Source organism: Flavobacterium salmonis (assembly GCF_903819435.1).
GTDB classification, from domain to species: Bacteria; Bacteroidota; Bacteroidia; order Flavobacteriales; family Flavobacteriaceae; genus Flavobacterium; species Flavobacterium chungangense.
In genome coordinates, this window is sequence record NZ_CAIJDP010000089.1 from 174,223 (window position 1) to 194,247 (window position 20,025).

At 33.4% G+C, this 20,025-nt stretch carries 16 protein-coding genes and 1 pseudogene; 13 read left to right on the forward strand and 4 right to left on the reverse strand.

What is annotated here, in order from left to right; translation table 11 throughout:
• Positions 1-115: 115 nt before the first annotated feature.
• Positions 116-1,003 carry a carbon-nitrogen hydrolase gene (locus FLACHUCJ7_RS22925; protein ID WP_031457665.1) on the forward strand — a complete coding sequence of 296 codons (888 nt, stop codon included), beginning with the start codon at positions 116-118 and terminating at the stop codon, positions 1,001-1,003.
• 71 nt (positions 1,004-1,074) lie between these two features.
• On the opposite strand, the gene FLACHUCJ7_RS22930 is transcribed toward FLACHUCJ7_RS22925, so the two are convergent.
• Positions 1,075-2,337 (reverse strand): OmpA family protein, encoded by a 1,263-nt coding sequence (locus tag FLACHUCJ7_RS22930; RefSeq protein WP_180910667.1) that lies wholly within the window; start codon positions 2,335-2,337, stop codon positions 1,075-1,077.
• A gap of 326 nt (positions 2,338-2,663) precedes the next feature.
• Between FLACHUCJ7_RS22930 and FLACHUCJ7_RS22935 the strand changes: the two genes are divergently transcribed.
• Positions 2,664-3,704, forward strand: coding sequence for an agmatine deiminase family protein (locus FLACHUCJ7_RS22935; protein WP_180910668.1), 1,041 nt, complete (start codon positions 2,664-2,666; stop codon positions 3,702-3,704).
• Between the two features lie 279 nt (positions 3,705-3,983).
• Here the strand turns inward: FLACHUCJ7_RS22935 and FLACHUCJ7_RS22940 are convergent, their stop codons facing one another.
• A complete protein-coding gene (locus FLACHUCJ7_RS22940; protein ID WP_180910669.1) occupies positions 3,984-5,432 on the reverse strand; it encodes an IS1182 family transposase in 1,449 nt (482 codons plus the stop codon).
• A 167-nt stretch (positions 5,433-5,599) separates the two neighbouring features.
• Positions 5,600-6,883: a fumarylacetoacetase gene (gene fahA, locus FLACHUCJ7_RS22945; RefSeq protein ID WP_078229387.1), complete on the reverse strand. Its 1,284-nt coding sequence runs from the start codon at positions 6,881-6,883 to the stop codon at positions 5,600-5,602.
• A 108-nt stretch (positions 6,884-6,991) separates the two neighbouring features.
• On the opposite strand from fahA, the gene glyA reads away from it, so the two are divergent.
• The 7 genes and pseudogenes from glyA (at position 6,992) to FLACHUCJ7_RS22980 (ending at position 13,413) form a co-directional block, all read left to right on the forward strand.
• The gene (gene glyA / locus FLACHUCJ7_RS22950) at positions 6,992-8,266 is read left to right on the forward strand and encodes a serine hydroxymethyltransferase (protein WP_180910670.1); all 1,275 of its coding nucleotides are present in this window, start codon (positions 6,992-6,994) and stop codon (positions 8,264-8,266) included.
• Between the two features lie 125 nt (positions 8,267-8,391).
• On the forward strand, positions 8,392-8,985 hold the full coding sequence (gene miaE, locus FLACHUCJ7_RS22955) for a tRNA-(ms[2]io[6]A)-hydroxylase (RefSeq protein ID WP_031457660.1): 594 nt from the start codon (positions 8,392-8,394) through the stop codon (positions 8,983-8,985).
• A gap of 121 nt (positions 8,986-9,106) precedes the next feature.
• Positions 9,107-10,661, forward strand: a pseudogene (porX, locus tag FLACHUCJ7_RS22960) (T9SS response regulator signal transducer PorX).
• 63 nt (positions 10,662-10,724) lie between these two features.
• A complete protein-coding gene (gene tsaE / locus FLACHUCJ7_RS22965; RefSeq protein WP_078229389.1) occupies positions 10,725-11,132 on the forward strand; it encodes a tRNA (adenosine(37)-N6)-threonylcarbamoyltransferase complex ATPase subunit type 1 TsaE in 408 nt (135 codons plus the stop codon).
• 113 nt (positions 11,133-11,245) lie between these two features.
• The gene (locus tag FLACHUCJ7_RS22970; RefSeq protein WP_078229390.1) at positions 11,246-11,719 is read left to right on the forward strand and encodes a GNAT family N-acetyltransferase; all 474 of its coding nucleotides are present in this window, start codon (positions 11,246-11,248) and stop codon (positions 11,717-11,719) included.
• 83 nt (positions 11,720-11,802) lie between these two features.
• The gene (locus tag FLACHUCJ7_RS22975; protein ID WP_180910671.1) at positions 11,803-13,002 is read left to right on the forward strand and encodes an alanine dehydrogenase; all 1,200 of its coding nucleotides are present in this window, start codon (positions 11,803-11,805) and stop codon (positions 13,000-13,002) included.
• A gap of 36 nt (positions 13,003-13,038) precedes the next feature.
• The gene (locus FLACHUCJ7_RS22980; protein ID WP_180910672.1) at positions 13,039-13,413 is read left to right on the forward strand and encodes a DUF4258 domain-containing protein; all 375 of its coding nucleotides are present in this window, start codon (positions 13,039-13,041) and stop codon (positions 13,411-13,413) included.
• A 251-nt stretch (positions 13,414-13,664) separates the two neighbouring features.
• On the opposite strand, the gene ccsA is transcribed toward FLACHUCJ7_RS22980, so the two are convergent.
• Complete coding sequence (ccsA, locus tag FLACHUCJ7_RS22985; protein ID WP_180910673.1) at positions 13,665-16,949, reverse strand: cytochrome c biogenesis protein CcsA; 3,285 nt, start codon at positions 16,947-16,949, stop codon at positions 13,665-13,667.
• 244 nt (positions 16,950-17,193) lie between these two features.
• On the opposite strand from ccsA, the gene FLACHUCJ7_RS22990 reads away from it, so the two are divergent.
• The 4 genes from FLACHUCJ7_RS22990 to FLACHUCJ7_RS23005 are packed head-to-tail and all read left to right on the forward strand — an operon-like array spanning position 17,194 to position 20,017.
• Positions 17,194-17,955: a Rossmann-like and DUF2520 domain-containing protein gene (locus FLACHUCJ7_RS22990; RefSeq protein WP_180910674.1), complete on the forward strand. Its 762-nt coding sequence runs from the start codon at positions 17,194-17,196 to the stop codon at positions 17,953-17,955.
• On the forward strand, positions 17,939-18,466 hold the full coding sequence (locus FLACHUCJ7_RS22995) for a KdsC family phosphatase (protein ID WP_078229394.1): 528 nt from the start codon (positions 17,939-17,941) through the stop codon (positions 18,464-18,466). The genes FLACHUCJ7_RS22990 and FLACHUCJ7_RS22995 overlap by 17 nt, the downstream gene beginning before the upstream one ends.
• 47 nt (positions 18,467-18,513) lie before the next feature.
• Positions 18,514-19,440, forward strand: a complete 927-nt coding sequence (locus tag FLACHUCJ7_RS23000; protein WP_180910675.1) for a geranylgeranylglycerol-phosphate geranylgeranyltransferase — start codon at positions 18,514-18,516, stop codon at positions 19,438-19,440.
• A complete protein-coding gene (locus FLACHUCJ7_RS23005; protein WP_180910676.1) occupies positions 19,433-20,017 on the forward strand; it encodes a Maf-like protein in 585 nt (194 codons plus the stop codon). The genes FLACHUCJ7_RS23000 and FLACHUCJ7_RS23005 overlap by 8 nt, the downstream gene beginning before the upstream one ends.
• Positions 20,018-20,025: the final 8 nt, after the last annotated feature.

Genomic DNA, 20,025 nt, shown 5'->3' on the forward strand with positions numbered 1-20,025 from the left:
CAGTACAGGTGTTTTTTTTTATATATAATCATGAAATGAAGTTTTAACAGGAACAATGAACAGCCTTTGCCTTTCGCTTAAAAAATTACTATTTTTGCACTCTAAATTTTATGTCATGCCGAAAAGAAAATATAAAATAGCCGTTATTCAGTTAAACCTTAATGACGTTGCCGAAAATAATCTTAAAAAATGCATTAGCTGGGTGAAAGATGCTGCAGGTAAAGGTGCAGAAGTTATCCTGCTTCCTGAATTATATAGCAGTCACTATTTTTGTCAAAGCGAAGATGTAGATAATTTTGCATTAGCAGAACCACTTTACAGTACATCATTTATTGCTTTTAGTGAATTAGCAAAAGAATTAGGAGTTGTTATAATTGTTCCTTTCTTCGAAAAAAGAATGGCAGGAATTTACCATAATAGTGCCTACATTATTGATACTGATGGAACTGAAGCCGGTTTATACCGCAAAATGCATATTCCTGATGATCCGCACTTTTATGAAAAATTCTATTTCACTCCGGGTGATTTAGGTTTTCAGGCAATCGAAACTAAAAAAGGAACTATAGGAACGCTTATCTGCTGGGATCAATGGTATCCTGAAGCAGCCCGTATTACAGCTTTAAAAGGTGCAGAAGTATTATTCTACCCTACAGCAATCGGATGGCATCCAAAAGAAAAAGAACAATACGGAGAAAATCAATATGGCGCCTGGATGAATGTTATGAAAGGACATGCTGTTGCAAATGGTGTTTTCGTTGCTGCAGCAAACCGAATTGGTCTAGAACAATATATTGAAGGAACTGAAGGAATTCAGTTTTGGGGAGCATCATTTATTGCAGGTCCTCAGGGCGAAATTTTAGCGCAGGCTTCACATGATCAGGAAGAAATTTTAATTGCCGAAGTAGATTTGGATTTACAGGAAAATGTACGTCAGAATTGGCCATTTTTTAGAGACAGAAGAATTGATGCATTTGGGGATATTACAAAAAGAGCAATTGATTAATTTAGTTTGTTATAAAAAAAGGCCGTTTCAAATATTTGAAACGGCCTTTTTAGTATAATTTTTTAAAATATTTATTTCACCTGAAAAGAAACTCTTCGCACAATTTGACGTGCTTCTTTTGAGTTTTTATTTACTGAAGTATCTTCTCCGTTGGCAATTACATTTAATCTTGAAGCATCAATTCCTGCATTTATTGCCACTTGCTTAACAGCTTCAGCTCTTTTTCTTGACAATTCAATATTATAACTTGAACTTCCAATTTCGTCAGCATACCCTACTACATCTGCAGTTTTATCCGGATTATTTTTCAAATATTTAACCAGGAAGTCAATACCAGATAAAGATGCATTTGTTGGTTTAGAAGAATTAAACTCAAAGTATACATTTACATATCCATCGTTAATTAGTTGCTGAACCGTACTATTTGTAGCAATTTTATCGCTTTTTTGACCATACGTTTTTTCTAAGTAACTTTCTAATTCATCCGGAACTCCATTTTGGTTATTATCAATTGATTGTCCTTTTGTATTTACAGCAACACCAGTAATAGAATTTGGCTCTAAATCATACAAATCAGCTACACCATCCTTATCAGTATCTAGAAGACCACTTTCAATCAATTCAACTCTTCGTTCTAATTTATCATATTTATCCACTTCTCCAACCCAGTCAGCATGTTTTTGATTTTTACCTAAGTACACTGTCAAACCTACGGAAGCATTTATCAAAACACCGTCAAAAGCACCAGTTTGAACTTTCTCCATTCCATCAAAATTCCAATTCTGTTGAGCATTAACAATTCCTGTTAAATCACCTGTCAATACAACTCTATTACTTAATTTCACCTGACCTGTTAAACCCAAAATTCCATTAACCATATAATCTTCATCGTCAAAACCAGTTTTACTTGTAATTTGAGAAGCACCAAATCCACCATGAACCAATATCCCAATGGTATTTGTCCAGGTCTCAAAGTTCAGGGCTCTACTAAGATTTACAACACCTTGTAAACTAGTTCTCAAATACTTGCTATCGAATTTAAGAGAGTTGTCTCCTTCATAAAATTTATCATACCCAAAATCTAATTTTAGACCAAATTTTGGATTAAACATATACCTTACACCCAAATCAGCATGAAGAGAATTAAAAACTTGGGTATAATAGCCCGCTGTCATTGTTCTTGCTGGCTTATTTAAACCACCATTTAATTCTATAGACCATTTATTATAAGCGGACTCATCAATAGACGGTTCGTTTGAAGGAGTAGTTACATTTTGTGCGCTTGCTACAAATGACAGCACAAAAAATGTTAAGGAAGTTAATTTCTTTTTCATAATATCTACGTGTTTTAAAATTTATGTTTTATTAGGTTGTTTTTATTGTAAACTCACAACAAACTTATACTAAGAGTAATAAAAAGCTGTTCTATACATACATTTGAATTTTATATAATTTCCATATGTTACGTTTTTTGTAAGAATTATTTAATAAAATTTTACTTTTTTTAAAAAAAATAATTAGAAATATCTCACATTTAATCTCTCTTTCATTCAATAAAATTATCTCCTCAACTCTTATTTATTTTTATAACAGGACTACTCTTTATGTTTATAAATCCTAATGAATGCTTATCTTTGCAGTCTTTAATTAGAAACTTTTTATGACAGCAAATAATAGAAGATTTCCTGCAGAATGGGAGAAACAACAAGGAATCGTATTATGTTTTCCTCATAATGGAAATGATTGGCCGGGAAAATATGAAGCAGTTCAGTGGGCATTTATTGAATTCATTAAAAAGGTAGCAACCTATGAAACTGTATTCTTGGTCGTAGCCGATGAAAAATTAAAAGAAAAAGTTGCCGAAATGTTAGAAAGAGCACGTGTTAACATTGCTAATATTTCTTTTATCATTCACAAAACAAACAGAAGCTGGATGCGTGATTCCGGTCCAATTATTGTGAAAAATGGTTCAAAAAGAGAGGCTCTAAACTTCAATTTTAATGGCTGGGCAAAATATAAAAACTATCAGTTAGATAAGTTTGTTCCTGGCAAAATAGCTAATTTTATTGATGTTCCTTTGACCCAGGTACTATATAAAGGAAAACCTGTAATTGTTGAAGGAGGCGCAATTGATGTTAACGGAAAAGGCACTTTACTAACTTCTGAAGAATGCCTGATGCATCCAACAATTCAGGTTAGAAATCAAGGTTTTACCAAAGAAGATTATGAAGCCGTTTTTAAAGAATATCTTGGGGTTACAAATGTTATCTGGCTTGGAGACGGAATCGAAGGTGATGACACACACGGACACATTGACGATTTATGCCGATTTGTAAATGAAGATACTATTGTAACGATAGTTGAAACAGATAAAAACGATTCAAACTACAAGCCTTTACAGGATAATTTGAAACGTTTGCAAAACGCAAAATTAGAAGATGGAAAATCGCCAACTATTGTTGCGCTTCCAATGCCAAAACGAGTTGATTTTGAAGATTTAAGATTACCGGCAAGTTATGCCAATTTCTTAATTCTGAATAATTGTGTTTTAGTACCAACATTTAACGACAGTAACGATCGTGTTGCTTTAAATATATTATCAGAATGTTTCCCAGAAAGAGAAGTAATCGGAATAAGCTGTATCGATTTCATCTGGGGATTCGGTACACTACATTGTTTGAGTCAACAGATTACTGAATGATTTTTCTCTTTAAAAAGGCACAAATCGCAACGTTTTTTTGCGAAATTCAAGCATGAAATAATAGTACAAAAAAACCTTGGCTATCACGAGGGCACTGAAAAACATCCCTTATTTTGATCAGGCATATTTTTTAGACAATAAAAAACGCTTATAACAGGATTTAAAAATATCCGTTGTAAGCGTTTTTCTTTTTATAACTGTTTTTTTTTGCGGTTATATGAGTCGATTTTTGATTTATAGAAGGGTATTTTGTATAAGCATACTTATTTTTATAATTTCTTACATTAATTTCAGTATTCTTTTTAAGTTGACTGTAAAAATAGCCATTGCTCCTTGCATTTGCATATTGGTGATGCCATACGATAGTGCTCTATCATAACCATGTACGTTTTTTAATTCACTGTTTTTGGCTTCTATTTTGTACCGGTGTTTGGCCTTTTCTTTATAATAGTCGGTTTCTTGGAAAGCAATTTGTTCTTGGTGTAATTCTGATTTTATCGATACCGAATATGTTTTTGTCTTTGATCCTTCTTTGTAACATCCTTCTTTTAAAGGACAAGACTTGCATTTTTCAAGATCAAAATAGTATGTATCTACTTGATTATTTCCAACATTCTTTTTGCCTTGATGAGCTTTTCTTATAGCCATGTGGCCTGCAGGACAAACAAACCTGTCGGCATCTTTATTGTAATCAAATTTATCTTCTTCTTTTCTAATACCTTGTGTTATTGTAGTATTTAGTTTGGCTACTATTTTAATGTTTTGTTCATTTGTGAGCTTTAGATTTTCTTTTCCTGCATAAGTCGCATCGCCAATAATGGCAGTAACATTAATTCCGTTTTCCTGACTAATCTCCAAAAGTTTAGGTAATTCCGCCCCATCTCCTTTCTCTGCGGAGGTTATTACAGCTGCGGTAATAATACGCTCTTCTGTAATCGCTAAATGAGTCTTATATCCAAAGAAAGAACTCTCAGCAGATTTATGATCTATTTTAGCATCTGTATCCTTTGAGAAGTTAAAGTTTTCTTGGATGTCTTCTATAGTTTCTTTAAGCAGGTTAAGCTTTTCTTTTACAGCAGGTATAGAACTCAAAGATTCTTCTTTTTCTATACGCTGCTCAAGTTCTCTACAATAGACTAGTTCTTTTTCTACTTCATTGGTGTGACTCTTCTTTGGCATATGTTCTTTGAATTGATCATCAAATAGATATACCGATTTTCGAAGTAGTTTAGAATGCTCTCTTAATACTTCAATTGCTGAAAATGGATTAGATCTCGATAAAGTATGTGTCGCATCCACTATAATACACCTGGATTTAATGATTCCCTTTTCAACAGCAATATTCACTGTTTTACCAATGAGTAGATTTAATAAGTCTGTATCTTTAAGACGAAGTTTACGAAATTTAGTTAAAGAACTTGGATTAATAACGTCCTCTTCTGGCGTCATTTCTAAGAAATACTTAAAAGACATATCAAAAAGTGAACGTTCTACTACATCAACATCCGATACGTCATAAATTGTCTTTAGAAGCAAATACTTAAACATACCCACCGGACTTTCTGCTGTGCGACCATTATTTGTACAATATTTATTTAGCAACTCATCATAGATGAATGAAAAATCTATAAGTTCGTTGATTTTTCTAAGGAGATTATCCTGAGCAACAATTAAATCATATAATGAAGAGTAGGGACTAAACTGAATTTGTTGCTGTTGAATTAACATCTAAAAAAACTTATTATTGCACTGAAAAGATACAAAAAAAAGGAGCAGAAAACTTTTAGCCTCTGCTCCTTTTAATTAACAATTTATTTATGAAAAGACTTTTTCAGTGCCCTCGCTATCACCAAGGTTTTTCTTTTTTATATTCTTTCAGATAATCTATCTGTTCTTCATTGTCTGATGAATGGTGGCAGAAGCTGATTAGCAACTTCTCCAAAACCAATTCGAACTTCAGCATTTTCACAGAATCCTCTCATAATAACCGTGTCATTATCTTCAATGAATTTACGTTCGCTTCCGTCTTTTAATTTTAAAGGATTTTTCCCTCCCCATGTCAATTCTAACATCGATCCAAAACTATCAGGAGTTGGTCCTGAAATAGTGCCGGAACCCATCATATCACCAGAATTTACACGACATCCGTTTGAAGTATGATGTGCCAATTGCTGAGTCATTGACCAGTATAAATATTTAAAATTAGATCTGGAAACAATAGTTTCTTCTTGCTCTTCTGGTTTAATGGCAACTTCCAGATGAATATCAAATGCTTTTTTTCCTTTTGTCTGTAAATATGGAAGTGGAGTTGGATCCTGCTTTGGTCCCTTTGTTCTAAAAGGTTCTAAAGCATCCATAGTTACAATCCACGGAGAAATTGATGTGGCAAAGTTTTTAGCTAAAAAAGGCCCAAGCGGTACATATTCCCATTTTTGAATATCACGTGCACTCCAGTCATTCAGCAAAACCATTCCGAAAATATAATCTTCTGCTTCATAAGTCGAAATATTTTCGCCCATAACATTCACATCAGTAGTAATAAAAGCGGTTTCTAATTCAAAATCCACTAATCGTGAAGGACCAAAAACCGGGTATTTCTCACCAGCCGGCAGAGTTTGCCCCATTGGCCTGTGTACAGGAATCCCTGAGGGAACGATCGTAGAACTTCTACCATGATATCCTACCGGAATGTGAAGCCAGTTTGGTAATAATGCATTTTCTGGATCACGAAACATTTTACCAACATTGGTAGCATGTTCTTTACTGGAATAAAAATCGGTATAATCCCCTATCAATACGGGTAATTGCATCTCTACATCATCAATCTTGAAAATAACAATATCTCTGTCTTTTGTTGAATCCCGAAGTTGTGGGTTTTCTGCATCGAAAATATCAGCGATGCGATTGCGAACTAAACGCCATGTTTTTTTTCCATCAGAAATAAAATCATTAAGCGTGTCCTGCATAAACATATCATCAGTCAATTCTATCCCTGAAAAATAGTTCAATTGTTGTAAAGCTCCTAAATCTATAGCGAAATCGCCAATTCTGGTTCCTACTGTAACGACATTTTCTTTGGTAAGAAATACACCGAAAGGGATATTCTGAATAGGAAAATCACTATTCTCTGGTACTTCTAACCATGATTTTCTTTTGGTATCGTTGGCGGTTATTGGCATGTGAATGTTAATTATTTGTTGAAAAATTCTATGTCAAATATATCATAATCTAACAGTATCACAAACGTTTTTTTGTATTTTTGCAGGAAATTAACGAAAAACGAAAAAATGCAACGCGACGAACAAATTTTTGACCTTATACTAGAGGAACAAGACAGACAAATTCACGGATTAGAACTTATTGCTTCAGAAAACTTCGTAAGTGATGAAGTAATGGAAGCAGCTGGTTCTGTTTTAACTAATAAATATGCTGAGGGATATCCTGGCAAAAGATACTACGGCGGTTGCGAAGTAGTTGACGTTATTGAGCAAATTGCTATTGACAGAGCAAAGGAATTATTTGGAGCTGAATATGCTAACGTACAGCCTCACTCAGGTTCTCAGGCAAATGCTTCTGTTTTTCACGCTTGTTTACAACCGGGAGATAAAATTTTAGGATTCGATTTATCACATGGAGGTCACCTTACTCACGGTTCTCCTGTAAATTTTTCAGGACGTGTTTACAATCCGGTTTTTTATGGCGTAGACAAAGAAACAGGAAGATTGGATTATGATAAAATTCAGGAAATAGCAACTAAAGAACAGCCAAAATTAATCATCGCAGGAGCTTCTGCTTACTCTCGCGATATGGATTTTGCACGTTTCAGACAAATTGCTGACAGTGTTGGAGCAATATTATTTGCTGATATTTCTCACCCTGCAGGTCTTATTGCCAAAGGATTATTGAACGACCCAATTCCACATTGCCATGTTGTTTCAACAACAACTCACAAAACATTACGCGGACCACGTGGAGGTTTGATTTTGATGGGGAAAGATTTCCCAAATCCTATGGGTTTAACTACTCCAAAAGGAGAAATCAGAATGATGTCATCTTTATTGGATTTAGCTGTTTTTCCTGGAAATCAAGGTGGACCTTTAATGCATATTATTGCTGCTAAAGCGGTTGCTTTTGGTGAAGCTCTTAAAGATGAGTTCTTTACTTATGCGATGCAATTGCAAAAAAATGCAAACGCAATGGCGGATGCTTTTGTAAAAAGAGGTTACAATATTATCTCTGGAGGAACTGATAATCACATGATGCTGATTGACTTAAGAAATAAAAATATCTCAGGAAAAGATGCTGAAAATGCATTAGTAAAAGCCGAAATTACTGTAAATAAAAACATGGTTCCTTTCGATGATAAATCACCGTTTGTAACTTCTGGAATTCGTGTTGGTACAGCTGCTATCACTACTCGTGGTTTGGTTGAGGCTGACATGGAAACTATTGTAGCATTAATTGATAAAGTATTGGCAGATCACACAAATGAAGCTGTTATCGAAGAAGTTGCTAATGAAGTGGACGAAATGATGAGCGAAAAACCGATTTTCGTATATTAATATAGTTTCAAGTCTAAAGTTTCAAGTTTAAAGTTTTGTAATGCGCGAGAAAAACGCAGAACAGAACTTTAAACTTTTTTCATTCCTAAGAACCTGAAACCTGAAACAAAATAAACAAAAAGACCATGGGCGTATTAAGATTACAATTGCCAACTGACCCAAGATGGGTAAATATTGTTGAAAAAAATATCGAAGAAATCCTGACTGACCATGCGTGGTGCGAACAAAAAGCCGCTACAAATGCAATTACAATTATAACCAATAATTCTGAGCATCAGGATTTAGTGAAAGATTTATTGGCTTTAGCCAAAGAAGAAATTGATCATTTCGAGCAAGTTCATAATATTATTATCAAGAGAGGATTAAAACTTGGCCGTGAGCGCAAAGATGATTATGTAAACGAACTTTACTTATACATGAAAAAAAGCGGTGATGGAAGCCGTGTCTCTGGTCTAGTTGAAAGATTATTATTTTCAGCAATGATTGAAGCCAGAAGCTGTGAGCGTTTCAAAGTTTTATCTGAAAACATTCAGGATGAAGAATTAGCTGTTTTTTACAGAGAATTAATGGAAAGCGAAGCAGGACATTATACTACTTTCATCACATACGCAAGAAAATACGGCGTAGGAATTGATGTTGAAAAACGCTGGAGAGAATGGTTGGCTTTTGAAGAATCTATTATTACGAATTATGGCAAAGGTGAAACAATTCACGGATAGTTTTCCCCTCTCCTGTTTTCAAACGCGATAATTACAACTGAACCTTTAATTTTATACTATTTTTAATAGTTTTTAAGTTCTAGACTTTTAAATTGCAGTAAAATTAAAGTCAATTATGATTATGGATAAGATAAAAATACTCTGGGTCGATGATGAAATCGATCTTTTAAAACCTCATATATTATTTCTGGAGAAAAAAAACTATTCAGTTACAACCTGCAACAACGGTCTGGATGCCATTGGTCTTTTTGAAGAAGAAAATTTCGACATTGTTTTTTTAGATGAAAATATGCCTGGAATGAGTGGTTTAGAAACTCTTTCTGAAATGAAAGAAAAAAAATCAGCCATCCCTATGATTATGATTACCAAAAGTGAAGAGGAATATATAATGGAAGAAGCGATTGGTTCTAAAATTGCCGATTATCTGATAAAACCCGTAAATCCTAATCAAATTCTGTTGAGCTTAAAGAAAAATCTGGATCATTCCAGATTAATTTCTGAAAAAACTACTTTAGATTACCAAAAGGAATTTAGAAAAATTTCAATGGAATTAGCCATGGTCAATTCTTTTGAAGACTGGATTGAATTATACAAAAAGTTAATTTTCTGGGAATTAGAATTAGAAAACATCAACGATCAGGCCATGATCGAAATTTTAGAATCACAAAAAGTCGAGGCCAACTCACAGTTTGGAAAATATATCGAACGGAATTACGAAGACTGGTTTGCTCCAAAAGCAGACAAACCTATTCAGTCACATAATTTATTCAAGGAATTGGTTGTTCCGGAAATTAAAAAGAAAGACAAACCTATTTTGTTTGTTGTTATTGACAATCTGCGTTATGACCAATGGAAATCTTTTGAAACCGTAGTCTCAAATTATTATAAATTAGAAAAAGAAGTTCCTTATTTTTCAATACTTCCAACCGCTACACAATATGCCAGAAATGCAATTTTCTCAGGTTTACTGCCCGTGGAAATGGAAAAACAGTTTCCTGAATATTGGAAAAATGATGTCGAAGACGGTGGAAAAAACCTTTATGAAGCTGAATTTTTAAGTGCTCAATTGAAACGCCTGGGGTTAAATATTAAGGAAGATTATTTTAAAATCACTAATTATTCCGGGGGGGAAAAAGCTGGCAGAAAATTTCAAAGCTTTAAAAGGTAACGATCTGGTAACAGTAGTCTATAATTTTGTTGACATGTTGTCTCATGCCAAAACCGAAATGGAGGTTGTAAAAGAATTAGCTTCAGACGATAAAGCCTATCGTTCACTAACTTTGAGCTGGTTTAAAAATTCGCCTTTGCTGGAAATCATTCAGCAGGCACAACTTTTAGGCTTCAAATTAATCCTGACAACAGATCACGGAACCATAAACGTAAAAAACCCATCGAAAGTGGTTGGAGACAAAAACACAAGTCTGAATTTACGATACAAAACCGGTCGCAGCTTAACGTACGAACAAAAAGATGTATATGTAGTAAAAGAACCAAAAACTATTGGTCTGCCAGCCATAAACATGAGCAGTTCATTTATTTTTGCGAAAAATGATTTGTTTTTAGCTTATGTAAACAACTACAATCATTATGTAAGTTATTATAAAAACACCTACCAGCATGGCGGAATTTCGCTCGAAGAAATGATTATTCCGTTTTTGGTATTCAACCCAAAATAAACAATTTTAGTCCCGGTTTTATAATTACATTCCGGGACTGATTTAAATTAAAGAAACAAACCAATGAATATCGTTTTTTCATTAGATCAGATTCAGGAAGTAGCAGAAAAAATTATTGCTCAAAATCCAAAAAAAATAATCCTTTTTAACGGAGAAATGGGTGTTGGAAAAACTACTCTTATTAAACAATTATGCAAAACTTTAGGAGTTGAAGATGCTACAAGCAGCCCTACTTTTTCTTTAGTAAACGAATATTATACTTCTAACAATCAAACCGTTTATCATTTTGATTTTTACCGATTAAATAAAGAAACCGAAGCACTCGATATGGGCGTTGACGATTATCTATATTCGGGAAATTGGTGTTTTATCGAATGGTCTGAGAAAATTGCCAATCTGATTCCTGAAGAACATTCTGCAGTTACAATTGAATTACAGGCTGATGGAAAAAGAAATTTAGAGCTGGTTTAAAAAAAATATAAAAGATGTCACAAAAACCAAACATAGAATCAAAAAAAAAAAAACGATTGGAACATTTCTAAAATCTTCCTGAATCTCTGTGAACTTATATTTTTTTATTTACTATGAAAACCCAAAATAACGTAGAAATTATCCCTTTTTCATCAGATTTGAAAGATCACATTAAAATTTTAAATCTTGCATGGCTTACAAAATATTTCAAAGTAGAAGAAAAAGATGATCTCGTGCTTTCAAATCCACAGGAAGAAATAATTAATAAGGGCGGATTTATTTTTTATGCTAAAAATAATAATGAAATTTTAGGAACTGCTTCTTTAATGAAAATTGATGATCTCACCTATGAATTGAGTAAAATGGCAGTTTCAGATAAAGCTCAAGGATCTGGAATTGGAAATAAATTACTGGATCATTGTTTGGCTGTTGCTCAGGAAAATAATATTAAAAGACTTATTCTTTATTCAAATCGAATTTTACTTCCAGCAATTCATTTATATAAAAAATTCGGCTTTACTGAAATTGTTCTGGAAGAAGGACTTTATGAAAGAGCAGACATAAAAATGGAAAAAATAATACCTTAATTATTACAGCAGTATTAGCAGAATTTTTATATGATTTTAAAACTTTTTACGTAATTTGTACTCTTAATTATTTTGCGTACCCCATGTCAATAACCTTAACTCCATTTACGAAACAACAATTGTTGCCACAAGAAGAAAAACTTGAAATTGGCCGCAAAAAAAGAGAACTTTTTATCGGTATCCCCAAAGAGACAAGTTATCAGGAACGCCGTATTTGTTTAACTCCCGATGCAGTAAATTCCTTAACATATGCGGGACATCGTGTTATGATTGAATCCGGGGCAGGAGAAAGTTCCAGTTACTCTGACAAGGAATACAGTGATGCCGGAGCAGAAGTCACAAAAGACACTAAAAAAGTTTTTGGTTGTCCGTTATTGCTAAAAGTTGAGCCGCCTACTTTGGCAGAAATCAAAATGATTAATCCTGAAACGACAATCATATCTGCGATTCAGTTGAAAACAAAAAAGAAAGCTTATTTCGAAGCTTTAGCTCAAAAAAAAATCACTGCACTTGCTTTTGAATATATTAAAGACGAAGACGGCTCCTATCCTGCCGTAAAATCATTAAGCGAAATTGCCGGAACAGCTTCTATTCTGGTTGCTGCAGAGCTCATGATTACAAATGAATTTGGAAAAGGACTTTTATTTGGAAACATTACTGGTGTCCCTCCTACTGATGTTGTTATTTTAGGTGCTGGAACCGTAGGTGAATTTGCTGCAAAAACCGCTATTGGGTTAGGCGCAAATGTAAAAGTATTTGATAATTCTATTACCAAATTACGTCGTTTACAAAACAATCTGAACCAGAGAATTTTTACATCCACTATTCAACAGAAAGCATTACTTAAAGCTTTAAGACGTTGTGATGTTGCCATAGGTGCTATGCGAGGAAAAGAACGCTGTCCGATTGTTGTTACTGAAACTATGGTAGAACATATGAAAAAAGGTGCTGTAATTGTTGATGTAAGTATTGATACCGGAGGTTGTTTTGAGACTTCTGAGGTAACAACCCACGAAAAACCAACTTTTATAAAAAGTAATGTTTTGCATTATTGTGTACCTAATATTCCATCCAGATATTCTAAAACGGCGTCACTTTCCATAAGCAATATAATCACTCCTTATCTCTTGCAGATAGCTGAAGATGGTGGTTTGGAAAGTGCGATAAGATGTAATAAAGGTTTAAAAAACGGAATCTATTTATACCATGGAATTCTAACTAACAAAGCTATTGGAGAATGGTTTGATTTACCTGATAACGATATTAATTTACTTGTTTTCTAAAGCAACTTTAGCTTACCTTTGCAAAAAAATTAATTCATGAAGTTTGTACATCGTTTTGCTTATTATTTAGTTGGTTTAGTTATGGGATGCTTTTTTGTAGCGCTCGTTTTTAGTGGAAAAGATACTCGATGCAACTACTTTCCAAATGCTCGGGTTTTGAATAGCTTAAGAACCAAACCATTTCAATATTCTGAGAAAGCAATTCAAACCCTGAACGATAAATGGGTTGATACTGCTGATATTAAAAATACACTGCAATTTGGTGATGTAGATTTTGATCAAAGCAATGTTCCTTTCAAAAAGGGAAAATTATACATCATAGAAGGAAAAACGATTAAAAACCAAGAGATTATTCTTAAAGTGACCAACTACGAAAACAAAGCTGTTCTAGAGGAAATCATTAAAAAATAATCTAATAAAATATATTTATAAAAAAAGGATAGTAAAAGCTATCCTTTTTTTATGCCTTAAATTTTATAATGAAAACTAAAAGCCCTAGCCCTGATGGAAACGGCATCCTTTTGTGGCGGGGTTCGCCACAAAAGATATAGTGGACAGCAGGAACAGCTTCTAAATTTAAACTTACTAAATTACAAACCAATTCTTCTAAAGAAAAAAAGGTTCAACCGTAAAGCTGAACCTTCTATGTGAATTAATAACTATTATTTTTTATAATATTTTCGATATTTAGGATATGTTATGGCTCCAATTATTGAAATCGTCCCTAATGAATACCAGATCCAGTTTAACGAATGTGCCTCTCCGCTTGCGTATGAGTGAAGACCTACCAAGTGGAAATTTACACCATAATAAGTAAACAAAATAGATAAAAAAGCAAACATACTCATTAAATTAAAAAACCATTTTCCGCGTAAAGCTGGTACAAAACGAGCGTGAATTACAAATGCGTAGACCATAATCGAGATTAAAGCCCAGGTTTCTTTTGGATCCCATCCCCAGTAACGTCCCCAGCTTTCGTTGGCCCATTGGCCTCCAAGGAAGTTTCCTATCGACAACATGATTAAACCAATTGTCAATGCCATTTCGTTGATGTATGTGATCTCTTTGATGTTCAAATCCATTTTGGCTTTGTTGTTTTTGTTGGTAAAGAAAATCAGCACCAAAGACACAAAACCAAGTATAAATCCTAATGCAAATGGGCCGTAACTCGCTACGATTACCGCAACGTGAATCATTAACCAATAGGAATTAAGAACAGGCTGTAAATTGGCAATTTCCGGATCAATCCAGTTCATGTAGGCCGCCATTAAAATCATTGCACTTACAAAGGCACATGATGCAACGGTCAGTTTTGATTTACTTTCCGTTTTAATAGCAGACAAATGGAATAAAAGCCATAATATAGACATATTAGGAAAAATAATTCCGAAATCAAAAGCTAATCCGAAGAACATCGCTGCCCAAGCCACATAAACTATAGATTCGTAAGCATTACTCCACGGAGCGTGACCTGAAATATACCAGCGTGCAATCAATCCCAATGTGTGAAGCAAAAATAATAATGCTACAATTATATGGAAACCATTTACCGTTATGCGAATCCATTTTTTCTCAAAAAAGATATTTAAGATGGTAAAAAACAACATCAAAATTGAAGCCGTTATATACCAATATGGCAGTACTTTGAAAACATCATATTTATTATAGGCGATTTCGGCATCAATTTTTTGCTCGCTTGGACGAACTTTTGCTCCAAATTTCTTTTGAAAACCATTGATACTTTCTACCAAATCATCTGCAGTTTTAAAATCTTTAGAAATTGAACCGTTATTTAAAGCATTAAAATACAATGGGATTATTTGCTTTACATAAGTTTCATCCATTCCTTTTAAACCAGCGTTGCCAATTTCTAAATAAGAAATCCATTTATTATTTGGATCATTCGGAATTGGAAAAATCCTTAATATACTGCCGCTTAAAGCAGATTCCATCAGGTTTACTTTCTTATCTGTTTCTACAAAATCTTTCTCAAAATTATTCGGATTTGCAGCTTTATAAGCATCATCTAAATAAGGAGATAATTTGTAATTTCCGTTTTCATCAAAAAACTTCACAAATGGAGCAAATTCTGCGTCTTTGTCAACTCCTATGATTTTACGGATACTGTCGTTTCCACTCTTAATATAAATTAGCGGAACCTGAATCCAAACCTGGGCATACTGTGTCATCGACAAAAATACCTGATCAGAATTCATACCGTTGTAAGTATCGCTGTGGCTTACTTTTCTCAATAACTCTGACGAAAAAGTATTAATAGGCTTCATTCTTCCTCCGGCATCCTGAATAATCAAACGACCAAATTTAGCAGCATGAGCTTCCGGTGCTTTGTAGATAGTCAACAATGAATCTATTTGTTTCTGGCTTGGCGGGCGTGTTACGTGATTGGCATGATCATTAGGATCATCGTTATGAGTGTGTGTATGATTGTGGTTATGATTGTCTCCAGGTGTATGAACATGTGGCTCTTGTGCAAAACCGTTAAAGCTCAACATTAAAACTAAAATCGTAATTAATTTTGCTTTTTTCTCTTTTACTTTTTCAAGTTTTCGTTTTAAATCTGTAAAACGGGAACCTTTGGTAAACATGATAGCCATAAGCCCAAAAAACAACATGAAATATCCTAAATAAGTAATCGAAGTTCCCCACCAATCGTGATTTACAGACAACACAGTCCCTTTTTCATCGGGGGCAAACGAAGACTGGAAAAACCTGTATCCTTTATGATCTAAAACGTGATTCATATAAATATCAGCATCAAAAGTTTCTGCAGAATCCTGAACAGTAACCTTACTTTCAAATGCGGAATAACTTTTCTCTGTTCCTGGATATTTTGTTGCAATAAAATCATTTAGTTTTACTTTAAAAGGTAAAATATAGGCTTTACTTCCGTAAAATAAACTGTATTCAATTTTTCCGATTTTAACGGTCTGTGGCTCTCCCACACTTCCTTTAGACCCCATAAGACGTACTTCTTTTTCCTGACCTTCCGCTTTAACTTTTACGATTAAAGCATCAGTATGAGATTTAGCTTTATAGTCATTATTCGATACATAGTCCACAATTCCTCTTATGGCCGGATCCGGGAAAACAATTCGGATATCGCCAATACTGTACAAAGAACGCATCATTAAAGGTTGTACATTATCTTTGGTTACTTTTCCTTTAAACTGATCTGCCATTCGCATAAAGTCCCCTTCAAAAGGAGTCTGAATAGTATATTTATCTCCAGTTGTATTTATATTAATTGCACCATCGGTTGGTTTATTCAAGGCGAATAAAACGTTGTGAATATTTTGAACTTCACCTTCTTTCAGAAAATGTTCCTCACGTCCACCGGCTCCTGCTTCAACTAATTTAATGTATAAGACTCCTTTTGTATCCGGCTTTATAGTTTCTTTTGCTCCCATGATGTATTTAACGTAACTTACTTCGAAAGGAGTTTGGTCAAATTTACCCGAAAGTGTAAAATCATTATTGGTAACAGGCGAAAACAAATAGCTTTCCTCAAAAGTTCTGCGTTTCATTTCTCCTTTATATTCTCCGTCTGCAAAAACGGTTAAAAATGTTTTTTCTGAAAGAATTTGGTTTTCTGCAGCACCTTCACGGATTGGCATTACACCTTCATAACTGATATAACGAGTAATAAAAGCTCCTAAAAGAATAAAAATAAAAGCAACGTGAAGTAATAAAGTTGCCCATTTTTCTTTTTTCAATAATTGATAACGTTTAATGTTTCCAAAGAAATTTATCATAAAAAAGACCATTATAGCCTCGAACCACCATGTGTTATAAATCAAAATTCGGGCGGTATCCGTATTGTATTTACTTTCGATAAAAGTCCCAATACCCATTGCGACTGCAAATGTTAAAAAAAGAACGGCCATTAATCGTGTAGAAAACAAAAAAGAGAATATTTTTTTATCCATTTTTGAAGGAATTACTGTGTATAAAAGTGGCACAAAAGTACTTAAAAATGTTGAGTTGCAGTATTTGTCTTTTGTTAATAAAAACCAAAAAGAGTTCATTTAAACTTAGTTAAATCTTAATTAAACAGGTTTTCTATTACAATTCAATTTTAATGACTCCTTATACCATTCAAGTACAAATTTCACATAATGAATTCAAAACTCTAACATTTCTATATCTTTAAAAAAATGCTAATTTTGCGACATGATTGAAACAACAATAATCGGTTCAGGAAATGTCGCTCAGCATTTGATAAAAGCTTTCACTAAAAGTGAATCAGTCAAAATTGGACAAGTATTTTGCAGAAAAAAAGAAGCCTTATTACATCTGGTTGATTCTGAAAAAATTGTAACTGATTTTTCAGATTTAAAAGAAGCCGATTTGTATATTATTTCGATTACAGATGATGCCATTTCTGAAGTATCAGAACAATTACCTTTTCAAAATAAATTAGTAGCTCATACATCAGGAACTTCTTCAATTAATCTTTTAAATTTGAAAAACCGAAGAAGCGTTTTTTATCCGTTACAAACTTTTTCCAAAACCAAGCCTGTTGATTTTTCAATTATTCCGATTTGTCTGGAAGCAGAAAATGAAGCGGATTACAGTATTTTGGAAACGGTTGCTAAAAGCATTTCGAATACTGTTTTTTCAATCAGTTCAGAACAAAGAAAAGCATTACATGTTTCAGCTGTTTTTGTCAACAATTTCACAAATCATTTGTTTCAAATTGGACAAGAAATTTGTGAAGAACACCAGGTTCCTTTCGAAATTTTAAAACCCCTCATTCTCGAAACTGCAGAAAAAATAAAAACCCTTACACCCGTTGACGCCCAAACAGGTCCGGCAAAACGCAATGATTCTGTCACAATTGAGGCGCATCTGAATTATTTAACTAATGAAAATCAGAGAAACATCTATAAAATCCTAACACAATCTATACAAAATAATGGCAAAACACTTTAAAGAAATAATGAATGACATCACAACGTTTGTTTTTGATGTCGATGGCGTACTTACAGACAGTTCTGTTTTTGTAACCAACGAAGGCGAAATGCTTCGTACAATGAACATCCGTGACGGATATGCTATGAAAGCAGCTGTAGAAAGTGGTTTTAAAGTATGTATTATTTCCGGCGGAAGCAATGAAGGCGTTCGCATCAGATTGCGTAATTTAGGAGTAACGGATATATATTTAGGAACTCCTGATAAAGTACAAACTTTTAAGGAATATACTGAAAATAATAGCATTAAACCTGAAAATGTATTATATATGGGGGATGATATTCCTGATTTTCATGTTATGAAACTTGTTGGTTTACCAACCTGCCCTCAGGATGCAAGTCCTGAAATTAAAAATATTTGCCGTTATGTTTCACATGTTAAAGGCGGAAGAGGTGCTGTTCGTGATGTAATCGAACAAGTCATGAAAGTACAGGGAAAATGGATGGAATATTTTAATGGTCAACACGATTAGTTTAATTAACAAAATCCCTAACAATTAACTACTTAGAATATTATAAAATGAAATATCTTAAACTCATTCGCTATCAAAACCTATTAATGCTTGCATTTATGCAGTTTTTATTCCGTTATGCCTTTTTAAAAGGACAGAATATTCCTTTGGCCTTATCAGACTGGCAATATGGTTTATTGGTTTTAAGTACCGTTTTAATTGCTGCTGCAGGTTATGTAATTAATAATATTTTTGATACTGAAACTGATAGAATCAATAAACCAAACGATGTTATAATTGGTAAAGGAATTTCTGAAGCCAGGGGTTATAACATTTATATTGCCCTGAATATTACGGGTGTTGCAATTGGATTTTATTTATCAAATGTTATTCAGAGACCGGGTTTTGCTACTATTTTTATATTAATTGCTTCAATGCTTTATTTTTATTCCACAACCCTGAAACAAATTATGATTTTAGGAAACATTATTGTGGCTTTGGTATTGGCACTGAGTGTAATTATTATTGGGATTTTCGATGTTTTTCCTGCAATAATACCCGAAAACAAAGCACAAATGACCAGTTTGTTTTCCATTTTAACCGATTATGCTCTATTTGCTTTCATGATTAATTTTATCCGGGAAATAATCAAAGACATAGAAGATGTTAATGGAGATTACAACCAGGGGATGAATACGCTTCCTATTGCTATTGGTGTTAGCCGGACGACAAAAATTGCTTCAATTATTTCCATTATTCCTTTTGTTCTATTGCTTTTTTACATTAAAAACTATTTTGTTGAAAATGGTCTTTTTATAGCTACCTTATATTCATTTATATTCGTTTTGGCGCCGCTCCTTTATTTTATAATTAAAGCATTTACTGCTAAATCACAAAAAGAGTTTCATCATTTGAGTATTGTTTTAAAATTAATTTTACTTTTCGGAATTTTATCAATTGTGGTCATTACCTTAAACATTCATTATAATGCTTAAAGAAAAACTAAAAAAATATACCTTAATTCTGGCTTCGGGTTCGCCTAGAAGACAGCAATTTTTTAAGGATTTGGATTTGGAGTTTGAAATTCGTTTAAAAGATATTGAAGAAATATATCCTCCAGAATTAAAGGCTATAGAAATTACAGACTTTTTAGCACTTTTGAAAGCAAATGCATTTGAAGGAGAATTGAAAGAAAACGAAATTTTAGTTACCAGCGATACTATTGTATGGCACCAAAATAAAGCATTAGGCAAACCTAAAGATGCTAAAGAAGCTTTTGAAATGATAAAATCTATGTCCGGTACTACTCATGAAGTTATAACATCGGTTTGTTTTAAAACCAGCTCTTCTTCTACAATTTTAAATGATATTACAAAAGTTACTTTCAATAATTTATCTGATGAAGCTATTTTATACTATATAGCAAACTATAAACCTTATGATAAAGCCGGCGCTTATGGCATACAGGAATGGTTTGGTTTTATGGCTGTTGCTAAAGTCGAAGGTTCATATACCAATGTTATGGGATTACCAACATCAAAAGTTTATAATTATTTAAGTATATTAGAGTAAAAATTTAA